Genomic DNA, 19,494 nt, shown 5'->3' on the forward strand with positions numbered 1-19,494 from the left:
TCTCCCCGCCCATCGTGGCCGGGCCCNACGGGCCCGGCGCGGCTCCGCTGATTTCGCCATGTCTGTGTGCCGCCCGAGGCCGGGATGTGCCGTCAAGAGCCGTCAAGAAAGGAACTGCACCCGTCATGAGCGAGGCACCCGTTCAGAGTGTTGACGTGGCCACCCGGCCCGGTGAGCAGCCGGCGTCCGCGGTCGGTGCGGCCGAGGACGGCATCGCGGTGATCGGGATGGGCTGCCGGTTGCCCGGGGGAGTGGACTCCCCGGCGTCTTTGTGGGAGCTGCTGGTCGCCCGGCGCGACGCCATCCGCGAGCCACCGCCCGGTCGCTGGGTGGCCGAGGAGTACCTCGACCCGACCCTGACGGCGCTCGGCCGGTCGGTGCCGCGCCAGGCCGGCTACCTGGACGACATCGCCGGCTTCGACGCGGACTTCTTCGGCGTCTCCCAGCGGGAGGCCGACGTGCTCGACCCGCAGCACCGGCTGCTGCTGGAGGTGGCCTGGGAGGCGTTCGACCACGCCGGCCTGCCGGCGGATCGGCTCGCCGGCACCTCCACCGGCGTGTTCATCGGGCTCAACGGCTCTGACTACGCCGAGCGGCTCGTCGGGCGGCCCGAGGAGCTGGAGGGGTCGCTGCTCGTCAACGGGCCGTGCGTGGCCAGCGGCCGCATCGCCTACCTGCTGGGCCTGCACGGGCCGTGCCTGACGGTGGACACGGCCTGCTCCTCCTCGCTCGTCGGCGTGCACCTGGCCTGCCGCAGCCTGGCGGGCGGCGAGTGCGACGTCGCGATCGCCGGGGGCGTGGCCATGATGCTCTCTCCCCGGGCGTCGAAGTCGATGGTCCGGATGAGCATGCTGTCGCCGACGAGTCGCTGCCACGCCTTCGACGCCGCCGCCGACGGCTTCGGCCGCGGCGAGGGCGCCGGCCTGGTCGTGCTCAAGCGCCTCGCCGACGCCAGGCGCGACGGCGACCGGGTGCTCGCGGTGATCCGCGGCACGGCGGTGAACCAGGACGGCCGCACCGACGGGCTGAGTGTCCCCTCCGAGCAGGCGCAGTACGCCGTGGCGAAGGCCGCGCTGCGCCGGGCCGGCGTCGACCCGGCGGACGTCGGCCTGGTCGAGGCGCACGGCACCGGGACGACGGTCGGCGACCCGATCGAGTTCAGGGCCCTGTCGCGGGCCTACGGCGCGGGAACCCAGCGTTGCGCCCTGGGATCGGTGAAGACGAACCTCGGCCATCTCGAGCCCGCCTCGGGCGTCGCCAGCCTGATCAAGGTCGTGCTCTGCCTGCAGCATGCACAGATCCCGGCGAACCTGCACTTCCACGAGTGGAACCCGGCGATCGCGAGCGTCGAGTCCCGGTTCTTCATGCCCACCGACCTGGTCGAGTGGCCCGTGCGGGACACGGGTCGGGTCGCGGCCGTGTCCTCCTTCGGATTCTCCGGCACCAACGCGCACGTCGTCGTCGCGCAGGCGCCGCCGTCCGCCATCGACCCGCTGTCCGCCACCGACTCGCTGTCCGCCACCGACCCGCTGTCCGCCACCAACCCGCTGTCCGCCACCGACTCGCTGTCCGCCACCGACCCGGGGGCGGCCCGCGTCGCGTCGGGGCCGGGCGGCCCGGACGTCGTCGTCGTCCCGGCCGGCTCGGCCGAGGTGTTGCCGGCCGCCGCCACCCGCCTCGCCGACTGGTTGGCTGCCGGCGCCGACCCGGTTGCCGGCGCGGTGCGCGACGTCGCCTACACGCTGGCCCGTCGGCGCGCGACGGGACGCGGCCGGCTCGGGGTGGTCGCCACCTCTCGGGAGGAGCTGGTCGCGGGCCTGCGCGCGTTCGCCGCCGGTCGCCCCGCGCCGAACGTGGTGACGGGCACCGCCAGCGCCGGCGTGCCGCGGGACACGGTCTGGGTGTTCTCCGGGCAGGGGTCGCAGTGGGCCGGCATGGGCCGCGACCTGCTGGTCGTGGAGCCGGCATTCGCCGCGGCCATCGCCGAGGTCGACCCGCTGATCCTGGCGGAGACGGGGTTGTCGGTCCTCGACGCGTTGCGGGCCGGCGAGGAGCTGGCGGGCTGCGACCGCATCCAGCCGGTGCTGTTCGCCGTGCAGCTCGGGCTGGCGGCGCTGTGGCGGGCGCACGGCGTGCGGCCCGCCGCCGTGATCGGGCACTCCATGGGGGAGGTCGCGGCGGCCGTCGTCGCAGGCGCGCTGAGCGTCGCCGACGGCGCCCGGGTGATCTGCCGCCGGTCGCGGCTGCTCACCCGCATCGCCGGGGCCGGCGCGATGGCCACCGTCGGGCTCGACCGGCGGGCGGTGGAGGCCGATCTCGCCGCGACCGGCGCCGACCGGGAGGTCTCGGTGGCCGTGCTGGCCGCGCCGGGCTCGACGGTCGTCGCCGGAGCCGCCGTCCGGATCGACGAGCTCGTCGCGCACTGGACCGCCCGCGGCATCCCGGCCCGCCCGGTCGCGGTCGACGTCGCCTCCCACTCGCCGCAGGTCGACCCGCTGCTCGGCGAGCTCGCCAGGCAGCTCGTCGAGCTCGACCCGGGCCGACCCGAGATCGGCTTCTACGGCACGGTCGAGGACTCCCCGCGTACGGTGCCCGCCTTCGACGCCGCGTACTGGTGCGCGAACCTGCGTCGCACCGTCCGGTTCACCGACGCCGTTGCCGCGGCCGCCGCCGACGGACACCGCGTCTTCCTCGAGATCTCCCCGAACCCGGTGGTGGCCCGCCCGATCGCCGACAGCCTGACCGGTGGCAGCCGCACCCCGGTGGTGCTGCCGACGCTGCACCGGGACGGCGACGGTCAGCAGGAGTTCCGGATCGCGCTCGCGGCGGCTCACTGCGCTGGCGTGCCCGTCGACTGGTCGGTGCTCTACCCCGACGGAGTGATCGTCGACGTCCCGCCGTTGGTGTTCGACCGCCGCCGCCACTGGATCGACGCCCCCCTTCCCGGCCCGCGGACCCTCGCGGCGACCCCCGGCGGCGCGGGCACACCACCACTGCCGGGCTCGCACTCCGAGGTGCCGAGCGGCCCGGTGCGGCACCTGTGGCGTTCCGACGTCGGCACCGCGGCCGTCGGGTGGCTCGCCGACCACCGGGTGCACGGCCGGGCGGTGCTGCCCGGTGCCGCGTACTGCGCCTTCGCGCTCAGCGCCGCGGCGGAGGTGTTCCCCGGCGCCGGGTCGGGGGAGGTCGTCCTGACCGAGACCGCGTTCGAGGAACTGCTCGACCTCGACGATCACACCGACGCGCTGATGACCGCGACACCCCAGGACCCGGACCGGACCCTGATCGAGATCTTCGCCCGCAGCGACGGCACGGAGAACGGCTGGAGCCGGCGCATGTCCGGCGTGCTGCGGCGGACCACCCGGCCCGCGTCGGACGGGGGCGCGACGTTGCTCGACCTCGCCGTCGCGCACCCCCGCCGCGTCGGACCGGACGAGGTCTACCGCAACCTGCGCCGCCGCGGAATCGATCATGGACCCGCCTTCGCCGCCATCACCGACCTGCACGCGGGGGTGGACAACCGCGGAGTCTGGGCGACCGTGACCGTCCCGCCGATCGCCGCCGCCGGCGTGCAGGAGCTGCCCATCCATCCCGTGCTCATCGACGCCTGCGCCCAGGCGCTCGTCGTCAGCCTGCCGGCCGCGACCGAGCAGGGTCTGGTCCTGCCCGCCGGCATCGACGAGATCCGGGTGTTCGGGGACACCGCGACCGTGCGGTACGTCCACGGCTGGATGGAGTACCCGGACGGGGGCGACGTCGGCAACCCCATCGGGCACGTCCGCCTGCTCGACGCCGCCGGNACACCCGTCGCCGCCCTCGACGGGATGCGCTACCTCCACCACAGCACGGCCGACTCCGCCGCCGCGGGCTCCGCGCCGACGGAACTCGCCGCGCGGATCGACGGCTGGCTGTACGGGTTGGCCTGGCAGCCGGCCCCGCGCCCGCCGGCCGATGGGCCCGGCCGGCCGGGCCGCTGGCTCGTGCTCGGCGACCCCACCGGCTCCGGGCGCGACCTCGCCGCCGCGTTGGTCGTCGCCGGGGCGGCCGCCGAGTTCGGGCTGCTGCCCGACGCCGCCGACGACACCCAGCGGTGGGCCCGCGGCACCGGGCAGGCGTGGACCACCGCGGGCCGGCCGGAGCGGGTCGTCGTCGTCCTCGACGGACCGGCCGCGGACTCCGACGTACCCGACGTACCCGACGTACCCGACGCGCTGGCGCTGTCCCCGGTGGTCGCCGAACGGGCCGTCCGGGCGTTGCTGACGGTGGTGCAGACCCTCGCCGGGCTGTCGGGCGCCGCGCCACGGCTGTTCACCGTCACCCGCGGCGCGCGGGCCCTGACGCCCGCCACCGTGCCCGACCCCCACCGGGGCGGGGTGCGCGGCCTGCTGCGGGTGCTCGCCCATGAGCACCCCGAGTTCCGCATGGTCCACCTCGACGCCGACCCGGCCGGAGTCCTGCCCGCGGGGGCCGGTGCCATCGCCGCTCCCGGCGGTACTGGTTCCGGCGGTACTGGTTCCGGTGGTGCAGGCGCCGGGCGCGGCCCGTCGTTCGCCGCCGACGCCGACGATCTCGCCGACGAGCTGTTCGCCGCCGACGCGCTCGCCCCGCCCGGCACCCCCGGCCCCGTCGCCGCCGACGACGAGATCGCCCTGCGCAGCGGGATCCGGTTCGTCGCCCGCGTGGTGCCGACGCCGGTGACGGCCGCCGAACGGCACGACGCCGCCCACCAGTCGGTGCGCTACGGCCGCGACGGCTTCGCGCTGCGCACCCCCGAATCCGGTGACCTCGACGACCTGCACATCGCCGTCGCCGAGCGGCGCCGGCCGGGCCCCGGGCAGGTGGAGGTGCGGGTGCGCGCCGCCGGGGTGAACTTCCGCGACGTGCTGCTGGCCCTCGGGGTGCTGCCGCCGACGCCGATCGGGTTCGAGTGCGCCGGCGTTGTCACCGCAGTCGGCCCGGGCGTCACCGTCCCGCGCCCCGGGGACGAGGTCATCGCGGTGGACCTGCTCGGCGGCGGGGCGTTCGGCTCCTTCCTGACCACCGACGCCGACCTGACCATGCCGATCCCCGCCGGGGTGGACGCGGTGGCGGCAGCCGGCATCCCGGTCGCCTTCGCGACCGCCTGGTACGCCCTGCGGGAGGTCGCCGACCTGCGCGCGGGCGAGTCGGTCCTCATCCACTCGGGCACCGGCGGGACCGGGCTCGCCGCGATCGCCGTCGCCTGGCTGCTCGGCGCCGAGGTCCTCGCCACCGCCGGCACCCCGGAGAAGCGGGCCTACCTGCGCGGCATCGGCGTGCGCCACGTCATGGACTCCCGCTCGCTGGACTTCGCCGCGCAGGCGCGCGCGGCGACGGGGGGCCGGGGCGTCGACGTCGTGCTGAACTCCCTGCCGGGCCCGGCGATCCGCGCGGGGCTGGACACCCTGGCGCCGTTTGGCCGGTTCGTCGAGCTCGGGCTGCGCGACATCCTCGCCGACAACCCTCTCGGCCTGCTGCCGTTCNGCAACAGCATCACGCTGGCCAGCGTCAACGCGATCGAACTGTGCCGCGAGCAGCGGCACCGGGTGGTGGCCCTGCTCCGCGAGCTCTCCGCCGCCTTCGCCGCCGGCGACCTCGTTCCGCTGCCCGTGCAGAGCTTCCCGCTCGCCTCGGCCGCCGAGGCGTTCCGGTTCATGGCCGGCGCCCGCCACATCGGCAAGATCGTGTTGACCGTCCCGGACGACGGGCAGGCCGTGGCGATCCGGCCCGGCGGCGCCCCGTCCCCGGTACGGCCCGGCGCGGCGTACATCATCACGGGGGGTCTCGGCGGGGTGGGCCTGGCGACCGCCGCCTGGCTGACCGCTCGCCGGGCCGGCCGCGTGGTGCTCAACGGCCGGTCGGCGCCGAGCCCGGAGATCGACAAGCGGCTCACCGAGCTCGCCGCCCAGGGCACCGACGTCCGGGTGGTCCTCGGCGACGCCGCCGAGGCGGGGGTCGCCGAGCGGCTCGTCGCCGCCGCCACCGCCGACGACGTCACCCTGCGCGGCGTCGTGCACTCGGCGATGGTGCTCCAGGACGCGGCGCTGACCACCATCACCGCCGAGCAGTTGCACGGCGTCTGGCATCCCAAGGTGCTCGGTGCCGCCCGCCTGCACGCGGCGACCGAGGGCCGTCCGCTGGACTGGTTCGTGCTCTACTCGTCGATCTCGTCGCTGCTNGGCATCCCCGGCCAGGGCGCCTACGCCTCGGCGAACTCCTGGCTCGACGGTTTCGCCGACTGGCGCAGCGCGCAGGGGCTGCCGACCATCTCGATCAACTGGGGGGTCTGGGGCGAGATCGGCGGCGGGGAGATCTTCGGGGCGCGGGGTTACGAGACCATCCCGACCCGCGACGGCCTGTACGCCCTGGAGACGGTCCTCGCGCTCGGCCGCCGGCACGCCGGCCTGCTGCCCGGCGACCCGACCGCCTGGATACCGCCGGCCGGTCGTCCGCTGTCGGTGTTCCGGGCCATCCTCCGGGCCGATGGTGCGCAGGAGGCCGAACACGACGGTCCGACCGACATCCGGGCGAGACTGCGGGCCGTGGCGGCGGGGGTGCCCCGGCGGACGCTGTTCGAGGAGTACCTGGGCGAGCATCTGCGGGTGGTGCTGCGGCTGAGCCAGAGCACGCTCGATCCGGACACGCCGCTGCGCTCGTTCGGCTTCGACTCGCTGCTCGCCCTCGAGCTGCGCTCCCGGCTGGAACCCGCGCTCGGCATCACTCTGCCCGGCAACTTCATCTGGAAGTACCCGACGATCACGGCCCTCGCCACCGGCCTCGCGGACTTCGCCGACCTGGCCCTCGACGGCGGCGACGGGTCCTGACGGGACGGCGGTGCCCCGGCCGGTCCCCGGCCGGTGCCACGGGTGGTGCCACGGGTGGTGGCGGCGGGAAGTCCCGGCGTCACCACCCGTCTGCGAGGATGGGACCGCCATGGATCTCGATGCGTTCGTCGCCGTGCACCGCCCGGAGTGGATCCGGCTCGGCCGGCTCGTCGACCGGGCCGGCCGGCCGCGCCGGATGAGCGCCGACGAGCTCGACGAGCTGGTCGAGCTCTACCAGCGGGCCGCGACCCACCTGTCGGTGATTCGTACCCGTTCCTACGACACCAGCCTCGTCGACGACCTCACCACCCTGGTGACCCGTGCCCGCGCGGCGGTGGGCGGGGCGCCCGACCCCGGGTGGCACGTCGTCGGCCGGTTCTTCGCCGTGACCTTCCCGCTGGCCGTCTACGAACGCCGCCGCTGGGTGCTCGCCACCGCGCTCGGCTCGGTGCTCGTCGCGCTGGCCGTCGGGCTCTGGATCGCCAACGACGCCGAGGCGCAGGCCAACCTGGCCCCGCCGAGCGCGGTCGCCAAGCTGTGTCGCTCCGACTTCGCGTCGTACTACACGGAGAACCCGGCTCCCTCGTTCGCCAGCCAGGTCTGGACGAACAACGCCTGGGTCTCGGCGACGGCGGTCGCCGCCGGCGCGCTGCTCGGCCTGCCGACCCTGCTGGTGCTGCTGATGAACGCGGTGAACACCGGGGTGGTCGGCGGGTACATGACGAGCTGCGGGCAGAGCGGCCAGTTCTGGAGCCTGATCCTCCCGCACGGCATGCTGGAGCTCACGGTCGTGTTCCTGGCGGGGGCGGTGGGCCTGCGCCTGGGCTGGTCGATCATCGCGCCGGGCCCACGGCGCCGCGTCGAGGCACTGGCCGCCGAGGGACGGGCCGCGGTGACGATCACGCTCGGCGCCGCGGTCGCCCTGGCGGTCTCCGGCGTCATCGAGGCGTTCGTGACGCCCTCCGGGCTGCCGACGGCGGTGCGGATCGGGATCGGCGCGCTGGCCTGGGCCGGCTTCGTCGCCTACGCCTGGAGCTACGGTTCGCGCGCGGCGGCGGCCGGTCAGACGGCCGACCTCGACGCCGCCCACGGCGCCGCCGACCTGGCCCCCGTGGCCTGAACCCGCCCCCGCCGACTCCACCACGCTTTCCCCGGCGCACTGCGTCGCCCGGACGGCAATAGGCTGCCGGGATGAGTCCGACCGCAGCCAGGGATGTCAGCGTCGACCGCGTGGGCCTGCTCGACTTCGTCCGCCCCCGCCACCGCGGCATCCTCGTCACCACCCGCCGCGACGGCGCCCCGCAGCTCTCCCCGGTGACGATGGGCGTCGACACCGCCGGCGACATCGTCGTGTCGACCTACCCGGAGCGGGCAAAGACCCGCAACGCGCGCCGCGACCCGCGGGCGTCGATGTGCGTGCTGTCCGACGAGTTCAACGGCGAGTGGGTCCAGGTCGACGGCACGATCACCGTGGTCGACCAACCCGCCGCGGTCGAGGAGCTGGTGGAGTACTTCCGCTGCATCAGCGGCGAGCACCCCGACTGGGACGAGTACCGCGAGGCCATGCGCCGTCAGGAGAAGGTGCTGCTCCGGCTGCGGATCGACCGGTGGGGGCCGATCAGCCGCGGCGGCTTCCCCGCCCGCCTGCTCGCCCCGGCCGACGAGGGCTAGCTAGCCCGGGCCGCGGGCTCGCGCTCGGCCGTTCGCCGCCTGGAGATGGCCGGCGACCAGGTTCGTCACCGCCGCCGTGGCCTCGCGGTGGGGAAAGTGGCCCACGCCGCCGAGGACGACCCGGCGGTCTCCTAGAACCCGTGATGGACGGCCTCGACGTTGTGGCCGTCGGGATCGCGCAGGAAGACGCCGTAGTAGGTGGGGTGGTACTCGGGCCAGACGCGCGGCGCGTGCAGCACCTCGACGCCGTCGCGCACCGCGGCCTCGTGCACCGCGTCGACGGCGGCCCGGTCCGGGGCGCGGAAGGCCACGTGCAGCTCCCGGGTCTCGGCGTCGGCCGCGGGACTGAGCCAGAACGACGCCATCCCGTCCGGCCCGGACAGACCGACCACCACGGAATCGCCGGCTGGGAAGCGTTTCGCCTCGCGGATGCCGATGGCCGCGAAGGTACGCAGGTAGAAGGCGAGCGATGCCTCGACGTCGGCCGCCTGGACACCTATGTGATCAAGCATGGCTGCATGCTAGCGCCGCCCTCCNACAGTTCGGTCACGATCCGACGCCGTGACCACCGTCCTGTCCGGGTGGCGCGGCTCACACTCGATGCCACCGGGAAGAGTCGTCGGCGGGCGTGAGGTTCGGACTGGGTAGTCCGCGACCGCGCTCGGCGGGGGCGTGACGGTGACGAGAGGGAGTCCGATGACCACCGCCTTCGACCCGATCGACCTGGCCGGCCTNCACCTGGCGAACCGCGTCGCGATGGCGCCGATGACCCGCAACCGGGCCTTCGGTCCCGGCGCCACCCCGACGCCGTCGATGGCGACCTACTACGCCCAGCGGGCCGGCGCCGGCCTGATCATCACCGAGGGCGTCCAGCCCTCCGCCGTCGGCCAGGGCTACCCGAACACCCCCGGCCTGCACAGCGCCGAGCAGGTCCAGGCATGGCGGGCGGTCACCGCCGCAGTGCACGACGCCGGCGGAGTGATCTTCGTCCAGCTCATGCACGCCGGGCGGNTCAGCCACCCGAGCCTGCTGCCCGCGGGCGCGATCCCACTCGCCCCGTCCGCGGTCCGTCCCGCCGGCCAGACGTTCAGCGCCACGGGCATGGCGGACTTCGAGACCCCGGCCGAACTGACCGAGGAGCAGATTTCCGAGATCATCGCGGAGTTCGCCGAGGCGGCCAGCAACGCCATCGCCGCCGGCTTCGACGGCGTCGAGGTGCACGGCGCGAACGGTTACCTCATCAACCAGTTCCTGGCCACGAACGCCAACCGCCGCACCGATGGCTGGGGCGGCTCGGTCGCCGGCCGGATCCGGTTCGCCGTCGAGGTCACCCGGGCCGTGGTCGAGGCGATCGGCGCGAACCGGGTGGGGCTGCGGATCTCGCCCGGCGGCAGCTTCAACGACATCGTCGTCGACGACGTGCCCGCCACGTACACCGCGCTGGTGGACGCGGTGCGCCCGCTCGGACTGGCCTACCTGCACATCGCCGAGAACGCCGAGCGGTCGCTGACCGTGGAGCTGCGCCGCCGCTTCGGCGGCACGCTGATCCTCAACCCGGCCACGGGTGACCAGCCGACCGGGCTCGCGGACCTTCCCCTTGTCGAGGACGGCACCACCGATCTGCTCAGCTTCGGGGCTGCCTTCCTCGCCAACCCGGACCTGCCGGCCCGGCTCGCGGCCGGCGGACCGTTCAACCCGGGCGACCGAGCGACCTTCTACGGCGGCGACGACCGTGGCTACCTGGACTACCCGACGCTTCTCCCGGTGGGGATCGGCGCTCCCGGCGCTCCCGCCGTGCCCGCCCAGCAGTCAACCGCCGCGGACCTGCCTGCCTGAGCCACAACGGATGTCGGAAATTCGTATACCGTCCGGACCCGACCAGGCGGTTTGACGAGGGGAGCGCCCACCCATGGCAGACACCGACGATTTCAACGCCCGGATCATCGCCGACTTCCGGGCCACCGGGGGGCACCCCGGTGGTCAGTTCGCGGGAACTCCGATCCTGCTGCTGCACACCACCGGGGCCCGCAGCGGCACTCCGCGGATCAACCCGTTGGTGTACGCCGAGGACGGCGATCGGTACCTGGTGTTCGCCTCGTACGCCGGGGCACCCAAAGATCCGGCCTGGTACCACAACCTGAAGGCGCACCCCGAGGCGAAGATCGAGATTGACGCCCGGACCCTGGCCGTGCGTGTCGACGAGGTCACCGGCGCCGAACGTGACGCCATCTACGCCCGGCATGCCGCGACCTACCCGGCTTTCGCCGAGTACGAGGCGAAGGCCGGCCGGAAGATCCCCGTCGTCGCGCTGACCCCCGTCCCCGCGACCTGACGGCGCCCGCCGCGACGAACGCGGCGGCACGAGACCGCTCGCGGAGAGGCGCCGTGCCGCCGAGCCCCGGCAGGCGGCCGGGCGGGGGACGGCCTGCTTGACCTGACCGGCCTGCTTGACCTGACCGACGCCCGCGGCCAGCCGCTGTGCGCGGCGGTCCGGCCGCCGGCGATCACCTGGTCGGCGGTCAGAGCCGACCGAGGGACTTCAGGGTTCAGAGCCGACCGAGGGACTTCAGGGTTCAGAGCCGACCGAGGGACTTCAGGGTTCAGAGCCGACCGAGGGACTTCAGGGTGAGGTAGGTGTCGGTGACGGCCGCGGCGTAGCCGGCGGGCGGCGCGTCGACGACCTCGACGCCGCGGCGGCGCAGCGTCTCGGTGAGCTCGCGGCGGCGCATCAGCGTCTGTTCGGCCGCTGCGGCGGCGTATACGGCGCGGACGTCGCCACGGCCGGCGGCGAGCTCGTCGACGCGAGGGTCGCGCAGCGCCGCAACCAGAACGGAGTGNCGCGCGGTCAACGTCCCCAGTGCCGGTAGCAGCCCCTCCTCGATCACGGCCGGCGCCAGCTCGGTGAACAGCACGACCAGGGATCGGCGCGAGGTCTCCCGCAGCACCGTCGAGATCATCCCGGCGTGGTCCGCCTCGACGATGGCCGGTTCCAGCCGGGCCATGGCGTCGGTCATCCGGGCCAGGTACGCGTGGTCGTGCGAACCGGGCAGCGTCACCCGGGGCACGCTGTCGTGCGCGACGAGACCGACCCGGTCGCCGGCCCGCAGCGCGACCGCGGTGAGCAGCAGCGCGGCGTCGAGCGCATGGTCCAGCCTGGGGACGTCGCCGACCCGCCCGGCGGAGGTCCGCCCGGTGTCGAGCACGCAGACCACCCGCCGGTCCCGCTCCGGCCGGAAGGTCCGGACCACCACCGCTCCGCGTCGGGCGGTGCCCCGCCAGTCGATTAGGCGGACGTCGTCGCCGATCACATAGTCGCGCAGGCTGTCGAACTCCGAGCCGGCGCCGGCCCCGCGGATCGCGACCTCGCCCTCGACCTCCCGCAGCCGGGCCAGCGCCGCGGGCAGGTGCCGGCGCGACGTGAACGGCGGCAGCACCCGGACCCGCCACGGAGACTGGTGGCGGCCCTGCCGGCCGGCGAGGCCGAGCGGACCGACGGAACGCACCGTGATCCGGAACGGCTCCCGGTCGCCGCGCCGCGTCGGATACAGCGTCGTCTCCAGGAAGCGCCGTTCCCCGGCGGGGACGACCACCCGGTGCTCCCGCGGCCGGGCGCCCGCGGACGGTGGCCAGGCGTCGCGGACCCGGGCCCGCACCGGCCGGCCACCGCCGTTGGCGATCCCGAGTACGAGGGGGACGGGCTGGCCCAGCCGGGCGGCCGTCGGCCCCGACCGGGTGAACTCCAGCGTGCGGACCCCGCCGGCCAGCGTCAGGTCGACCCCGACGAGCGCCACGATCACCACGTCGACGACCAGCATCGTCAGGCCGGGCGCGGGGGAGAGCAGGACGACCAGCGCCCCGAACAGGGCCAGCGCGACGGCGCGCCCGGTGATCGCCACCGGCCCTACCGGGGCACCGGGACGGTGGCCAGCACCTGTTCCAGCACGACGTCCGCGGTCACTCCGTCGAGTTCGGCCTCGGGCCGCAGGCTGATCCGGTGGCGCAGCGTGGCCCGGGCCAGGGCCTTGACGTCGTCGGGGGTCGCGTAGCCGCGTCCCGACAGCCACGCCCAGGCCCGCGTGGTCGCCAGCAGCGCGGTGGCCCCGCGCGGCGACACCCCGAGCTGCACACTCGGCGCCACCCGGGTCGCCCGCGCCAGGTCGACGATGTACGCCAGCACCTCCGGGTGCACCGCGACGGCGAGCACCGCCGCGCGCGCCGCGGCCAGCTCCGCCGGGCCCGCGACCGGCCGCACTCCGGCTGCGGCCAGGTCCGTCGGGTCGAAGCCGCCGGCGTGGTGGGCCAGCACCCGGATCTCGTCGTCGCGTGGCGGCAGCGGCAGCGTCACCTTGACCAGGAACCGGTCGAGCTGCGCCTCGGGCAGCGGGTAGGTGCCCTCGTGCTCGATGGGGTTCTGGGTCGCCAGGACGGCGAACGGAGTGGGCAGCGGCCGGGGCGTTCCCTCCACGCTGACCTGCCGCTCCTCCATCACCTCCAGCAGGGCCGCCTGGGTCTTCGGTGGCGTCCGGTTGATCTCGTCGGCAAGCAGCAGGTTCGTGAAGACCGGACCCTCGCGGAAGGTGAACGCGGAGCTGCGGTTGTCGTAGACGAGCGAGCCGGTGACGTCACCCGGCATCAGATCCGGGGTGAACTGCAGCCGCTTGGTGTCCAGCGACAGCGCGGTCGCCAGGGTGCGCACGAGCAGGGTCTTCGCCACGCCCGGCACGCCTTCGAGCAGCGCGTGCCCGCGGCAGAGCAGGGCGACCACCAGCCCGCTGACGGCGGCGTCCTGGCCGATCACGGCCTTGGCGACCTCGCCGCGCAACGCGATCAGCGCCCGGCGCGCGGCGTCGGCGTCGGGCGGTGCGGGCCACCCGCCCGGCCGGGCGGCCACCGGCGCCGGCGGGGCCACCGGCGCCGGCGGGGCCACCGGCGCCGGCGGGGCCACCGGCGCCGGCGGGGCGGACGGCGCTGGCGGGGCGGACGGTGCTGGCGGGGCCGGCGGAATCTGATGCGTCGATGCGGCGCCTGGCCGGCGGAGAGTCTCCTCGGCCTGCGCGTCATCCCGGGCCGGTGGTACGTCGGCTGCGGGGCCGACGTGCTTGCCGGGAGTTCCCGAAACGGCCTGCGTGGCCGGAGCGGGCTGCCCGGACCTGGCGGGTGGGTCCGGGGTCGGCGCCGCGGGCCGGGCCGGTCCCGCGGCGGTCGGCTCCGCGTCGATGTTCGGAGAGGTCACCGTCCACCTATCTGTCGGTCGAGTTCGTCGAGCGCTCGGGCCAGCGCGAGCAGCGCGGCGTCCCGATCACCCGGCCGTCCGGTGCCGCGCCGGGCACCGGGCCCATCGCCCGCCGCCGTCGGCGCCCCCGGCGAGGCGGCGTCCGGCGGGAGATGACGCGACTGGTAGCGGTCCCGGGCCCGCCCGAGTGGGCTGGGCGCGCCGGTGGTCTGCGGCGGCATGCCCGAACCGTACAGGAGCGATCCGATTTCCGAGGGTGACCGCCCGGTGCGTTCGCTGACGGAGGCCACGAGGGCTACGGGATCGGGTCCGGGTGTCCCGCCCGGTCCGGCCAGCACGGGCAGCCCCGTGCGTTCCGCCAGTCGAACCCGGGTGCCGGCCCGCAGCGCGTCGGCCGCCCGGTCGCGGGCGTGCGCGGCGGCGTAGAGCCGGCCGCGACCCTCCACGGTCTCCGCGGCCCGCACGATCACGGGCAGCGGCTCGGGTACCGGCGGTCCCAGCCGCCGCCCCCGCCACAACGCGAGCAGCACCAGTACGACGAGGGCCTGCAGGCACGCCCACCGGAACCCGGCGGGCAGCAGCTCGGCGACGCTGCGGGTACCGACCCCGCCGGTGGCGTCCGCGGCCGGGGTGATCCAGGACAGCGTGGGATGCCGGGCGAGCAGGCCGAGCGCGAGCGCCGCGTTGCCCGAACGGTCCAGCTCACCGTTGGTGAGGAAGTCCGCGGAGCCGAGCAGCACCAGCCGCCCGGCCGCCGGCGCGGCTTTGGTCCGGCCGGGGTTGAGGACCGCGAGCTCGGCCGCGTCGGGCGGGTCGCCGTAGCAGAGCGTCGGACGCATGTCGCCGAGATCGGCGCCGTCGGCGGGGGTGAAGGCCCGGCCCGCGCCGATCGTGACGCTGCCCGCCACCGCCGCCTCGGGCAGCGCGCACCGCGGGTCGGACTCGTCGCCGGCCGGCTGCCGGTCGGCCGTGACGATGCCAACGTCGAGCGCGTCGAGTACGGCGTCACCCGGCGCCACCAGCACGACGTCGGAGCCTCGCCAGACGCGGCCGAGCAGGTCGGTGAGCGCGTCGTGGGTCAGCCGTCCGGGGCGGACGACGACGAGCGTGTCCTGCCGGCCGGCCGAACCCGCGGGCACGGCGTCGGCGGCGGACACCACCACGCCGCGGGCGCGCAGGATCTGGGCCAGGGCGCGGGTTCCGTCGGACTTGGGCGAGGCCACATCCAGCGCCGGCCGTCCGGCCGGGCGGGTGGCCAGGGCGGTGATCACGAGGAAGCCGAGCACGATGGTGCCGACGACGGCCGTCACGAGGATCCCGCGGCGCACCGCCGGCGGGCGGGGCCCGCTGCGTACAGCGCTGGGCGAGGCGCCCCCCGGGCTGGTGCCCCCCGGCGCCAGGGTGCCGCTGGCCGTCATGCCGGCACCGCGAGGCTGGCCGCCGCGCCGTCCCGCCCGCCGGCGCCGCTTCGCAGCCGCGACAGCGCGGCGTCCGCGTCGACGAGCATCTGGTAGCCGGCGGCGGTGGCCGGGCGGCCGCCGTACCAGATCTCGCTGAAGACCTCCACGGCGGCGGCCAGGGCAGCTCGCCCGCCCCCGGCCGGGCCGGCGCCGGCCGGGTCATGGTCGGTGCTGGGCGTGCCGGGGACGGTGGCGGGCGGGCCGGCCGGCCCGCGGTCGGCGGCCGGGGCGATCCGGGCGACCTCGGCGACGAGCTCCCCGGCGGTGCGTCCGGGGCGCGGGTCGAGCACACCCTTTTCCTCGAGCATCCGCACGATCGCCCGTAGCCGGGAGCGCACCGCCCGCGCGTAGTCCTCGCTGGCTGCGTGCCGGTCGGCCTCGGCCCGCAACTGCGCGGCGGTCAGCGGGCTGGACAGGTCGTCCGCGGCCGCCTGCCGGGCCCGCGCGGTCCGCCGGACCGGCCCCAGCCACCACCGCAGCGCGACCGCCCCGACGACGAGCACCACCACCAGCGCGAGGACCCCGAGACCGCGTGAACCGCCGCCCGACCCGCTGTGCGGGAGGATCCAGTCGAACAGGTCCGCGATCCGGTCGCCGATCCAGCTCAGCAGCCGGTTCCACCAGTGCGGCCGGCTGTTGCCGTAGATGCCGTCCGACAGCTCGCGGTGCGCCTCCTGCCGGGCGCCGTCGCGGGTGACCGGACCGCCCAGGGTCATCCGGGCGTCCCCATCCCGGCCGCGCGGGCCCGGGCGGCCTCGGCGAGGGTGACGTCCAACCCCTCCCGCCGGATCCGTAGGTCGATGTACAGCAGCACGACGGTGCCGGAGACGATCGGCGTGGAGATCGTCGTGGCCAGCAGCTCGCCGATCCCCTGGACGATGTGGCCGGTGACCGTGAGATCGCCGTTCAGGAAGTCGCCGAACACGTCCGACGACTCCAGGATCACCACGGTGACGGCGGTGAGGATCGCGCTGAGCATGAACGCGACGAGCGTCGAGAGAAGCAGGATGCCGAGGCTGNGCCACCAGGAGCCGCGCACGATCGCCACCGAGCGTCGCAGGGCCTGGCGGACGCCGCCGCCCTCGAGGACGTACGCGGGCGTCGCCAGCCCCAGATAGACGCCCACGACGACCGCGCCGACCAGCAGGGCGACCAGCCCGAGTGCCACCGCCACCGTGACGATGACCGTGAGGGCGAACAGGCCGCCGAGGCGTGGGGCGACCCGTCGGACGGCCTCGGTCGGCCCGATGCGACTACCCAGCGTCGCCTCGCTCACGACCACGCTNAGCACGCCGGACAGGAACAGCCCGAGGATGAGGTCGAGCGCGAAGGACGCGATGATGCCCAGCGCCGACACGGCGGTCGAGGCGTTCTCCGTGGTGATCGCCACCACCGTGGAGATNGTCTCGACGACGGTCGCGGACGCGACGGTGACTCCGATCGTCGCGCCCGGATTCGCCCGGATCGTGGCGAAGGTGCCGTCCAGGATTTCGCCGAGGGCCAGCGGACGCAGTGGGATGATCCCCGGCTTCGGTGCCGNCGCGCCCCAGCGCCACGGCCCTGGCGGACCGGGTGGGGGCCCATAGCGCCCGGGCGGTCCGCCCTGGGGAGGCCCGTGCCAGCCGGGCGGTCCGCCCGGCGGGGGCGCGTCGACGGGCACCGGCGGTTGACCGGCGGGTTGGTCGGGGCGCCCCCACCCGTCGTGGGGTAGCGGCGCGCCCCACGACGGCCCGGCGGAACCGTCGCCCGGAGGCGACGATGTGCCGGGCGCGGCCCAGCCGGGTCCGTCGGTCATGGGTGTGTCTCCACTCGTCTGCTCAGGTCCCACGTCTGCTCAGGTCCCACGGTTGCTCACGTCTCGCGGTTGCTCATGAGGCGACGTGGCTCCAGGCTTTCGCGGTCAGGGGTCTGTCCGGCGGCGGGGCGCCGCGCGGGGCCGTCCCCGTTGTCAGGATTCTGTGCCCTGGGACGGGGGTGTGCCGAGGCCGGCGCGCGGATATCGCCGGTCATGGCCGGGATCGCCCGCCCGGACGTGCTCCCGGTCGGCTGCACTGCGCACCGTCCGCACTGCGCACCGTCCGCTGCACGGAGATGATCCGCCCGGCAACGATCGTCTCAGACGGCNCCCGGGTGCCGTGCGACGACCTCCCCCGGCCCGCTTCTCTCCCGCCCGCTCCCTGCGGGCACCGGCCCCGGAGGGGTCCGTGGATATTCACAGCCGGTCGGACTGCGCGGGGTGCGTTGTCCACAGATCGCCCGCGGGGGCTGGCGGACGCATCGGCGGATGGTGATCCTTCCTCCTATGGCCCGCGCCTTGCTGCCCCTGCTCATCCGGAACCTGGCGATCCTCGCCGACCTGATCGTGCCGCTGTCGTGCGCCGGCTGCGGCGGTCGGGGGGCGGCGGTGTGCCCGGCGTGCGCTGCGGAGCTGCGCGGTCCAGCCTTCCTCGCCGCCGCGGGTCCCATGGCCACCCCGCGGCGGCGAGGGCTGCCGCCGTGCCTGGCGGCGGCTCGCTACGGCGGCCGGGTCCGGTCGCTTCTGCTGGCCTACAAGGAGCGCGGCCGAGTGGACGCCGCCCGGCCGCTGGGTGCCGCACTGGCCGGCGCGATCGCGCGGGCGTTGCCCGCAGCCCTGGGCGCGCCCACCGGGACGTCCCGCACGTCGGCCCCCGCGCCTGCGTGCGTGCTCGTGCCGGTGCCCTCGACCGCGGCGGCACGTCGTCGGCGCGGCTTCGATCATCTGGCACTGCTGTGCTCCGCAGCGGCCACCGTGCTGCGCCGGCACGGTCACCGGGTGCGCATCGCGCCCGTGCTGCGGCCGATGCGCCGGCTCGCCGATCAGGCCGGGCTGGGTGCCGCGGCGCGGGCGGCGAACCTCGCCGGCGCCTTCGAGCTGGCGAATCCGGCGCGCGCGGCCCGGCGTGCGGCGTTGCCGGCGGGCGCGCGGGTCATCGTCGTCGACGACGTGCTGACGACGGGGGCGACGGTGGGGGAGGCGGTGCGGGCGCTGCGGGCCGCCTCGGTGCGGACCACCGCCGTCGCCGTGGTCGCCGTCACCGATCCGACGCGCGGAAGAGCCGCCCTACCCGCGATCCACGGCCCGCCGGGGTGAAACTGCCGGTACGCACCGTCCGTGTCTGTCCGCAAGGGGCGAACGAACGGGCGGCGGCGGGCCCTGAGGCCTGTCGGGCGTAGCGCATGCGTCGTGCGGATGCTGGGCCGATGGGCGGAGTAGGCCCGCCGCTGCGGGGAAGGAGGCGAACGCGGGCGACCAACCGCAAACGGCACGACGGGAAGGTGCGACAACCGTGGACAGGGCGTCCGTGGATCGTCTCGGCCCGAGGCCGGACGGATCCCGGGGGGCGCCACAACATACCGGCGCACGGCCGGCCCCCGGCGCAGGTCGCGTCGCCGGGATTGGCGAACGGGAGGTGGATCGCGTGGACATCGTGGTCAAGGGCAGGCACACCGCGGTTCCGGAACGGTTCCGCAATCATGTCGAGGCCAAGCTCGCCAAGTTGGAGCGGCTGGACTCCAACATCATCAGCGTCGACGTCGAGCTGTCGAAGGAACACAACCCCCGGCAGTCCGACGTCTGCGACCGGGTTGAGCTCACCGTGTACTCGCGGGGCCCGGTGATCCGGGCCGAGGCCGCCGCCGCCGACTGCTACGCCGCCCTCGACCTGGCCACCAGCAAGCTCGCCGAGCGCCTGCGCCGGGCCGCCGACCGGCGGGTCCGTCACCACGCCAACCACGCCGGTGCCAAGCAGTCCGGCATCACCTCCGTGCCACTGGAGAGCCTGATGCCGCTGGAGGGCACCCGACCGGCCGACCTGCATCCCGCCGCCGAGGCGGCACCGTCCGGGGGAAACTCGGCGCGCCCGGTCGTCGCCGCCCCCGCCGACTCGCTCGCCGCGGCCCACAGCCCGACTGGCCGGGGCGCGGCGGAGGAGCAGGAACCGCTGGTCGTGCGGGAGAAGACGCACGAGGCCGACCCGATGACACTCGAGGACGCCCTGTCCAACATGGAGCTGGTCGGCCACGACTTCTACCTGTTCCTGGACGTCGACCTCGGCCTGCCCNGCGTGGTCTACCGCCGCGTCGGGTACGACTACGGCGTGATCAGGCTCTCGGGTCCGGCCGGGGCGGCGGCCGCCGCATCGCTGGACGCGCACCGTGACGTGGACCGATCCGCGCCGGATCGCGGCGCGTTCGCGAACTCGGCCGCTCTTTAGACGATCTGCAGGTCACGCCCACCGGCTGACGTGGGACCATTTGCCTCGGGTGT

At 75.2% G+C, this 19,494-nt stretch carries 11 protein-coding genes and 9 pseudogenes; 14 read left to right on the plus strand and 6 right to left on the minus strand.

Features of this window, described 5'->3' with window-relative positions:
* Positions 1-125: 125 nt before the first annotated feature.
* The 6 genes and pseudogenes from FF86_RS46630 to FF86_RS11780 form a co-directional block, all read left to right on the plus strand.
* A partial coding sequence (locus FF86_RS46630) for a type I polyketide synthase (protein ID WP_255355764.1) occupies positions 126-3,799 on the plus strand: 3,674 nt, incomplete at its 3' end.
* A 1-nt stretch (position 3,800) separates the two neighbouring features.
* Positions 3,801-5,501 (plus strand): annotated as a pseudogene (locus FF86_RS62205) (zinc-binding dehydrogenase); the annotation flags it as partial.
* A 1-nt stretch (position 5,502) separates the two neighbouring features.
* Positions 5,503-6,196 (plus strand): annotated as a pseudogene (locus FF86_RS46640) (KR domain-containing protein); the annotation flags it as partial.
* 1 nt (position 6,197) lies between these two features.
* Positions 6,198-6,842, plus strand: a pseudogene (locus FF86_RS46645) (beta-ketoacyl reductase); the annotation flags it as partial.
* Between the two features lie 109 nt (positions 6,843-6,951).
* Positions 6,952-7,962: a stage II sporulation protein M gene (locus FF86_RS11775; RefSeq protein ID WP_044884620.1), complete on the plus strand. Its 1,011-nt coding sequence runs from the start codon at positions 6,952-6,954 to the stop codon at positions 7,960-7,962.
* Positions 7,963-8,033: 71 nt separating this feature from the next.
* Complete coding sequence (locus FF86_RS11780; protein ID WP_044884619.1) at positions 8,034-8,513, plus strand: PPOX class F420-dependent oxidoreductase; 480 nt, start codon at positions 8,034-8,036, stop codon at positions 8,511-8,513.
* Between the two features lie 131 nt (positions 8,514-8,644).
* Here the strand turns inward: FF86_RS11780 and FF86_RS11785 are convergent, their stop codons facing one another.
* Positions 8,645-9,025, minus strand: coding sequence for a VOC family protein (locus tag FF86_RS11785; protein ID WP_044884618.1), 381 nt, complete (start codon positions 9,023-9,025; stop codon positions 8,645-8,647).
* 160 nt (positions 9,026-9,185) lie between these two features.
* Here FF86_RS11785 and FF86_RS65860 point away from each other — a divergent pair.
* From FF86_RS65860 to FF86_RS65865, 5 genes and pseudogenes are all read left to right on the plus strand, one after another.
* Positions 9,186-9,247 (plus strand): hypothetical protein (locus FF86_RS65860; protein WP_396229841.1); only part of this gene is annotated, 62 nt, incomplete at its 3' end.
* 1 nt (position 9,248) lies between these two features.
* Positions 9,249-9,524 (plus strand): annotated as a pseudogene (locus FF86_RS46650) (alkene reductase); the annotation flags it as partial.
* 1 nt (position 9,525) lies between these two features.
* A pseudogene (locus FF86_RS11790) lies at positions 9,526-10,349 on the plus strand (alkene reductase); the annotation flags it as partial.
* A gap of 73 nt (positions 10,350-10,422) precedes the next feature.
* Entirely contained in the window at positions 10,423-10,845 is a 423-nt protein-coding gene (locus FF86_RS11795) for a nitroreductase family deazaflavin-dependent oxidoreductase (RefSeq protein ID WP_055406666.1), read from the plus strand.
* Positions 10,846-10,947: 102 nt separating this feature from the next.
* Positions 10,948-11,031, plus strand: a pseudogene (locus FF86_RS65865) (DUF5990 family protein); the annotation flags it as partial.
* Between the two features lie 82 nt (positions 11,032-11,113).
* Here FF86_RS65865 and FF86_RS46660 read toward each other — a convergent pair.
* From FF86_RS46660 to FF86_RS11815, 5 genes and pseudogenes are all read right to left on the minus strand, one after another.
* Positions 11,114-11,350: pseudogene (locus tag FF86_RS46660) on the minus strand (DUF58 domain-containing protein); the annotation flags it as partial.
* A 1-nt stretch (position 11,351) separates the two neighbouring features.
* Positions 11,352-12,409 (minus strand): annotated as a pseudogene (locus FF86_RS11800) (DUF58 domain-containing protein); the annotation flags it as partial.
* A 5-nt stretch (positions 12,410-12,414) separates the two neighbouring features.
* Positions 12,415-13,440 carry an AAA family ATPase gene (locus tag FF86_RS11805; RefSeq protein WP_370657229.1) on the minus strand — a complete coding sequence of 342 codons (1,026 nt, stop codon included), beginning with the start codon at positions 13,438-13,440 and terminating at the stop codon, positions 12,415-12,417.
* Positions 13,441-13,742: 302 nt separating this feature from the next.
* A complete protein-coding gene (locus tag FF86_RS11810; RefSeq protein WP_055406668.1) occupies positions 13,743-15,164 on the minus strand; it encodes a DUF4350 domain-containing protein in 1,422 nt (473 codons plus the stop codon).
* On the minus strand, positions 15,161-15,922 hold the full coding sequence (locus FF86_RS11815) for a DUF4129 domain-containing protein (RefSeq protein ID WP_044884613.1): 762 nt from the start codon (positions 15,920-15,922) through the stop codon (positions 15,161-15,163). Before FF86_RS11815 ends, FF86_RS11810 begins: the two co-directional genes overlap by 4 nt.
* A gap of 1,586 nt (positions 15,923-17,508) precedes the next feature.
* Here FF86_RS11815 and FF86_RS11825 point away from each other — a divergent pair.
* From FF86_RS11825 to FF86_RS46665, 3 genes and pseudogenes are all read left to right on the plus strand, one after another.
* Positions 17,509-18,318 (plus strand): ComF family protein, encoded by an 810-nt coding sequence (locus FF86_RS11825; RefSeq protein WP_044884611.1) that lies wholly within the window; start codon positions 17,509-17,511, stop codon positions 18,316-18,318.
* Positions 18,319-18,646: 328 nt separating this feature from the next.
* Positions 18,647-19,288: ribosome hibernation-promoting factor, HPF/YfiA family (gene hpf / locus FF86_RS11830; protein ID WP_242418613.1), on the plus strand; the 642-nt coding region annotated here is incomplete at its 3' end.
* A gap of 1 nt (position 19,289) precedes the next feature.
* A pseudogene (locus FF86_RS46665) lies at positions 19,290-19,441 on the plus strand (ribosomal subunit interface protein); the annotation flags it as partial.
* Positions 19,442-19,494: the final 53 nt, after the last annotated feature.

It is taken from the genome of Frankia sp. CpI1-P, from assembly GCF_001421075.1.
GTDB classification, from domain to species: Bacteria; Actinomycetota; Actinomycetes; order Frankiales; family Frankiaceae; genus Frankia; species Frankia torreyi.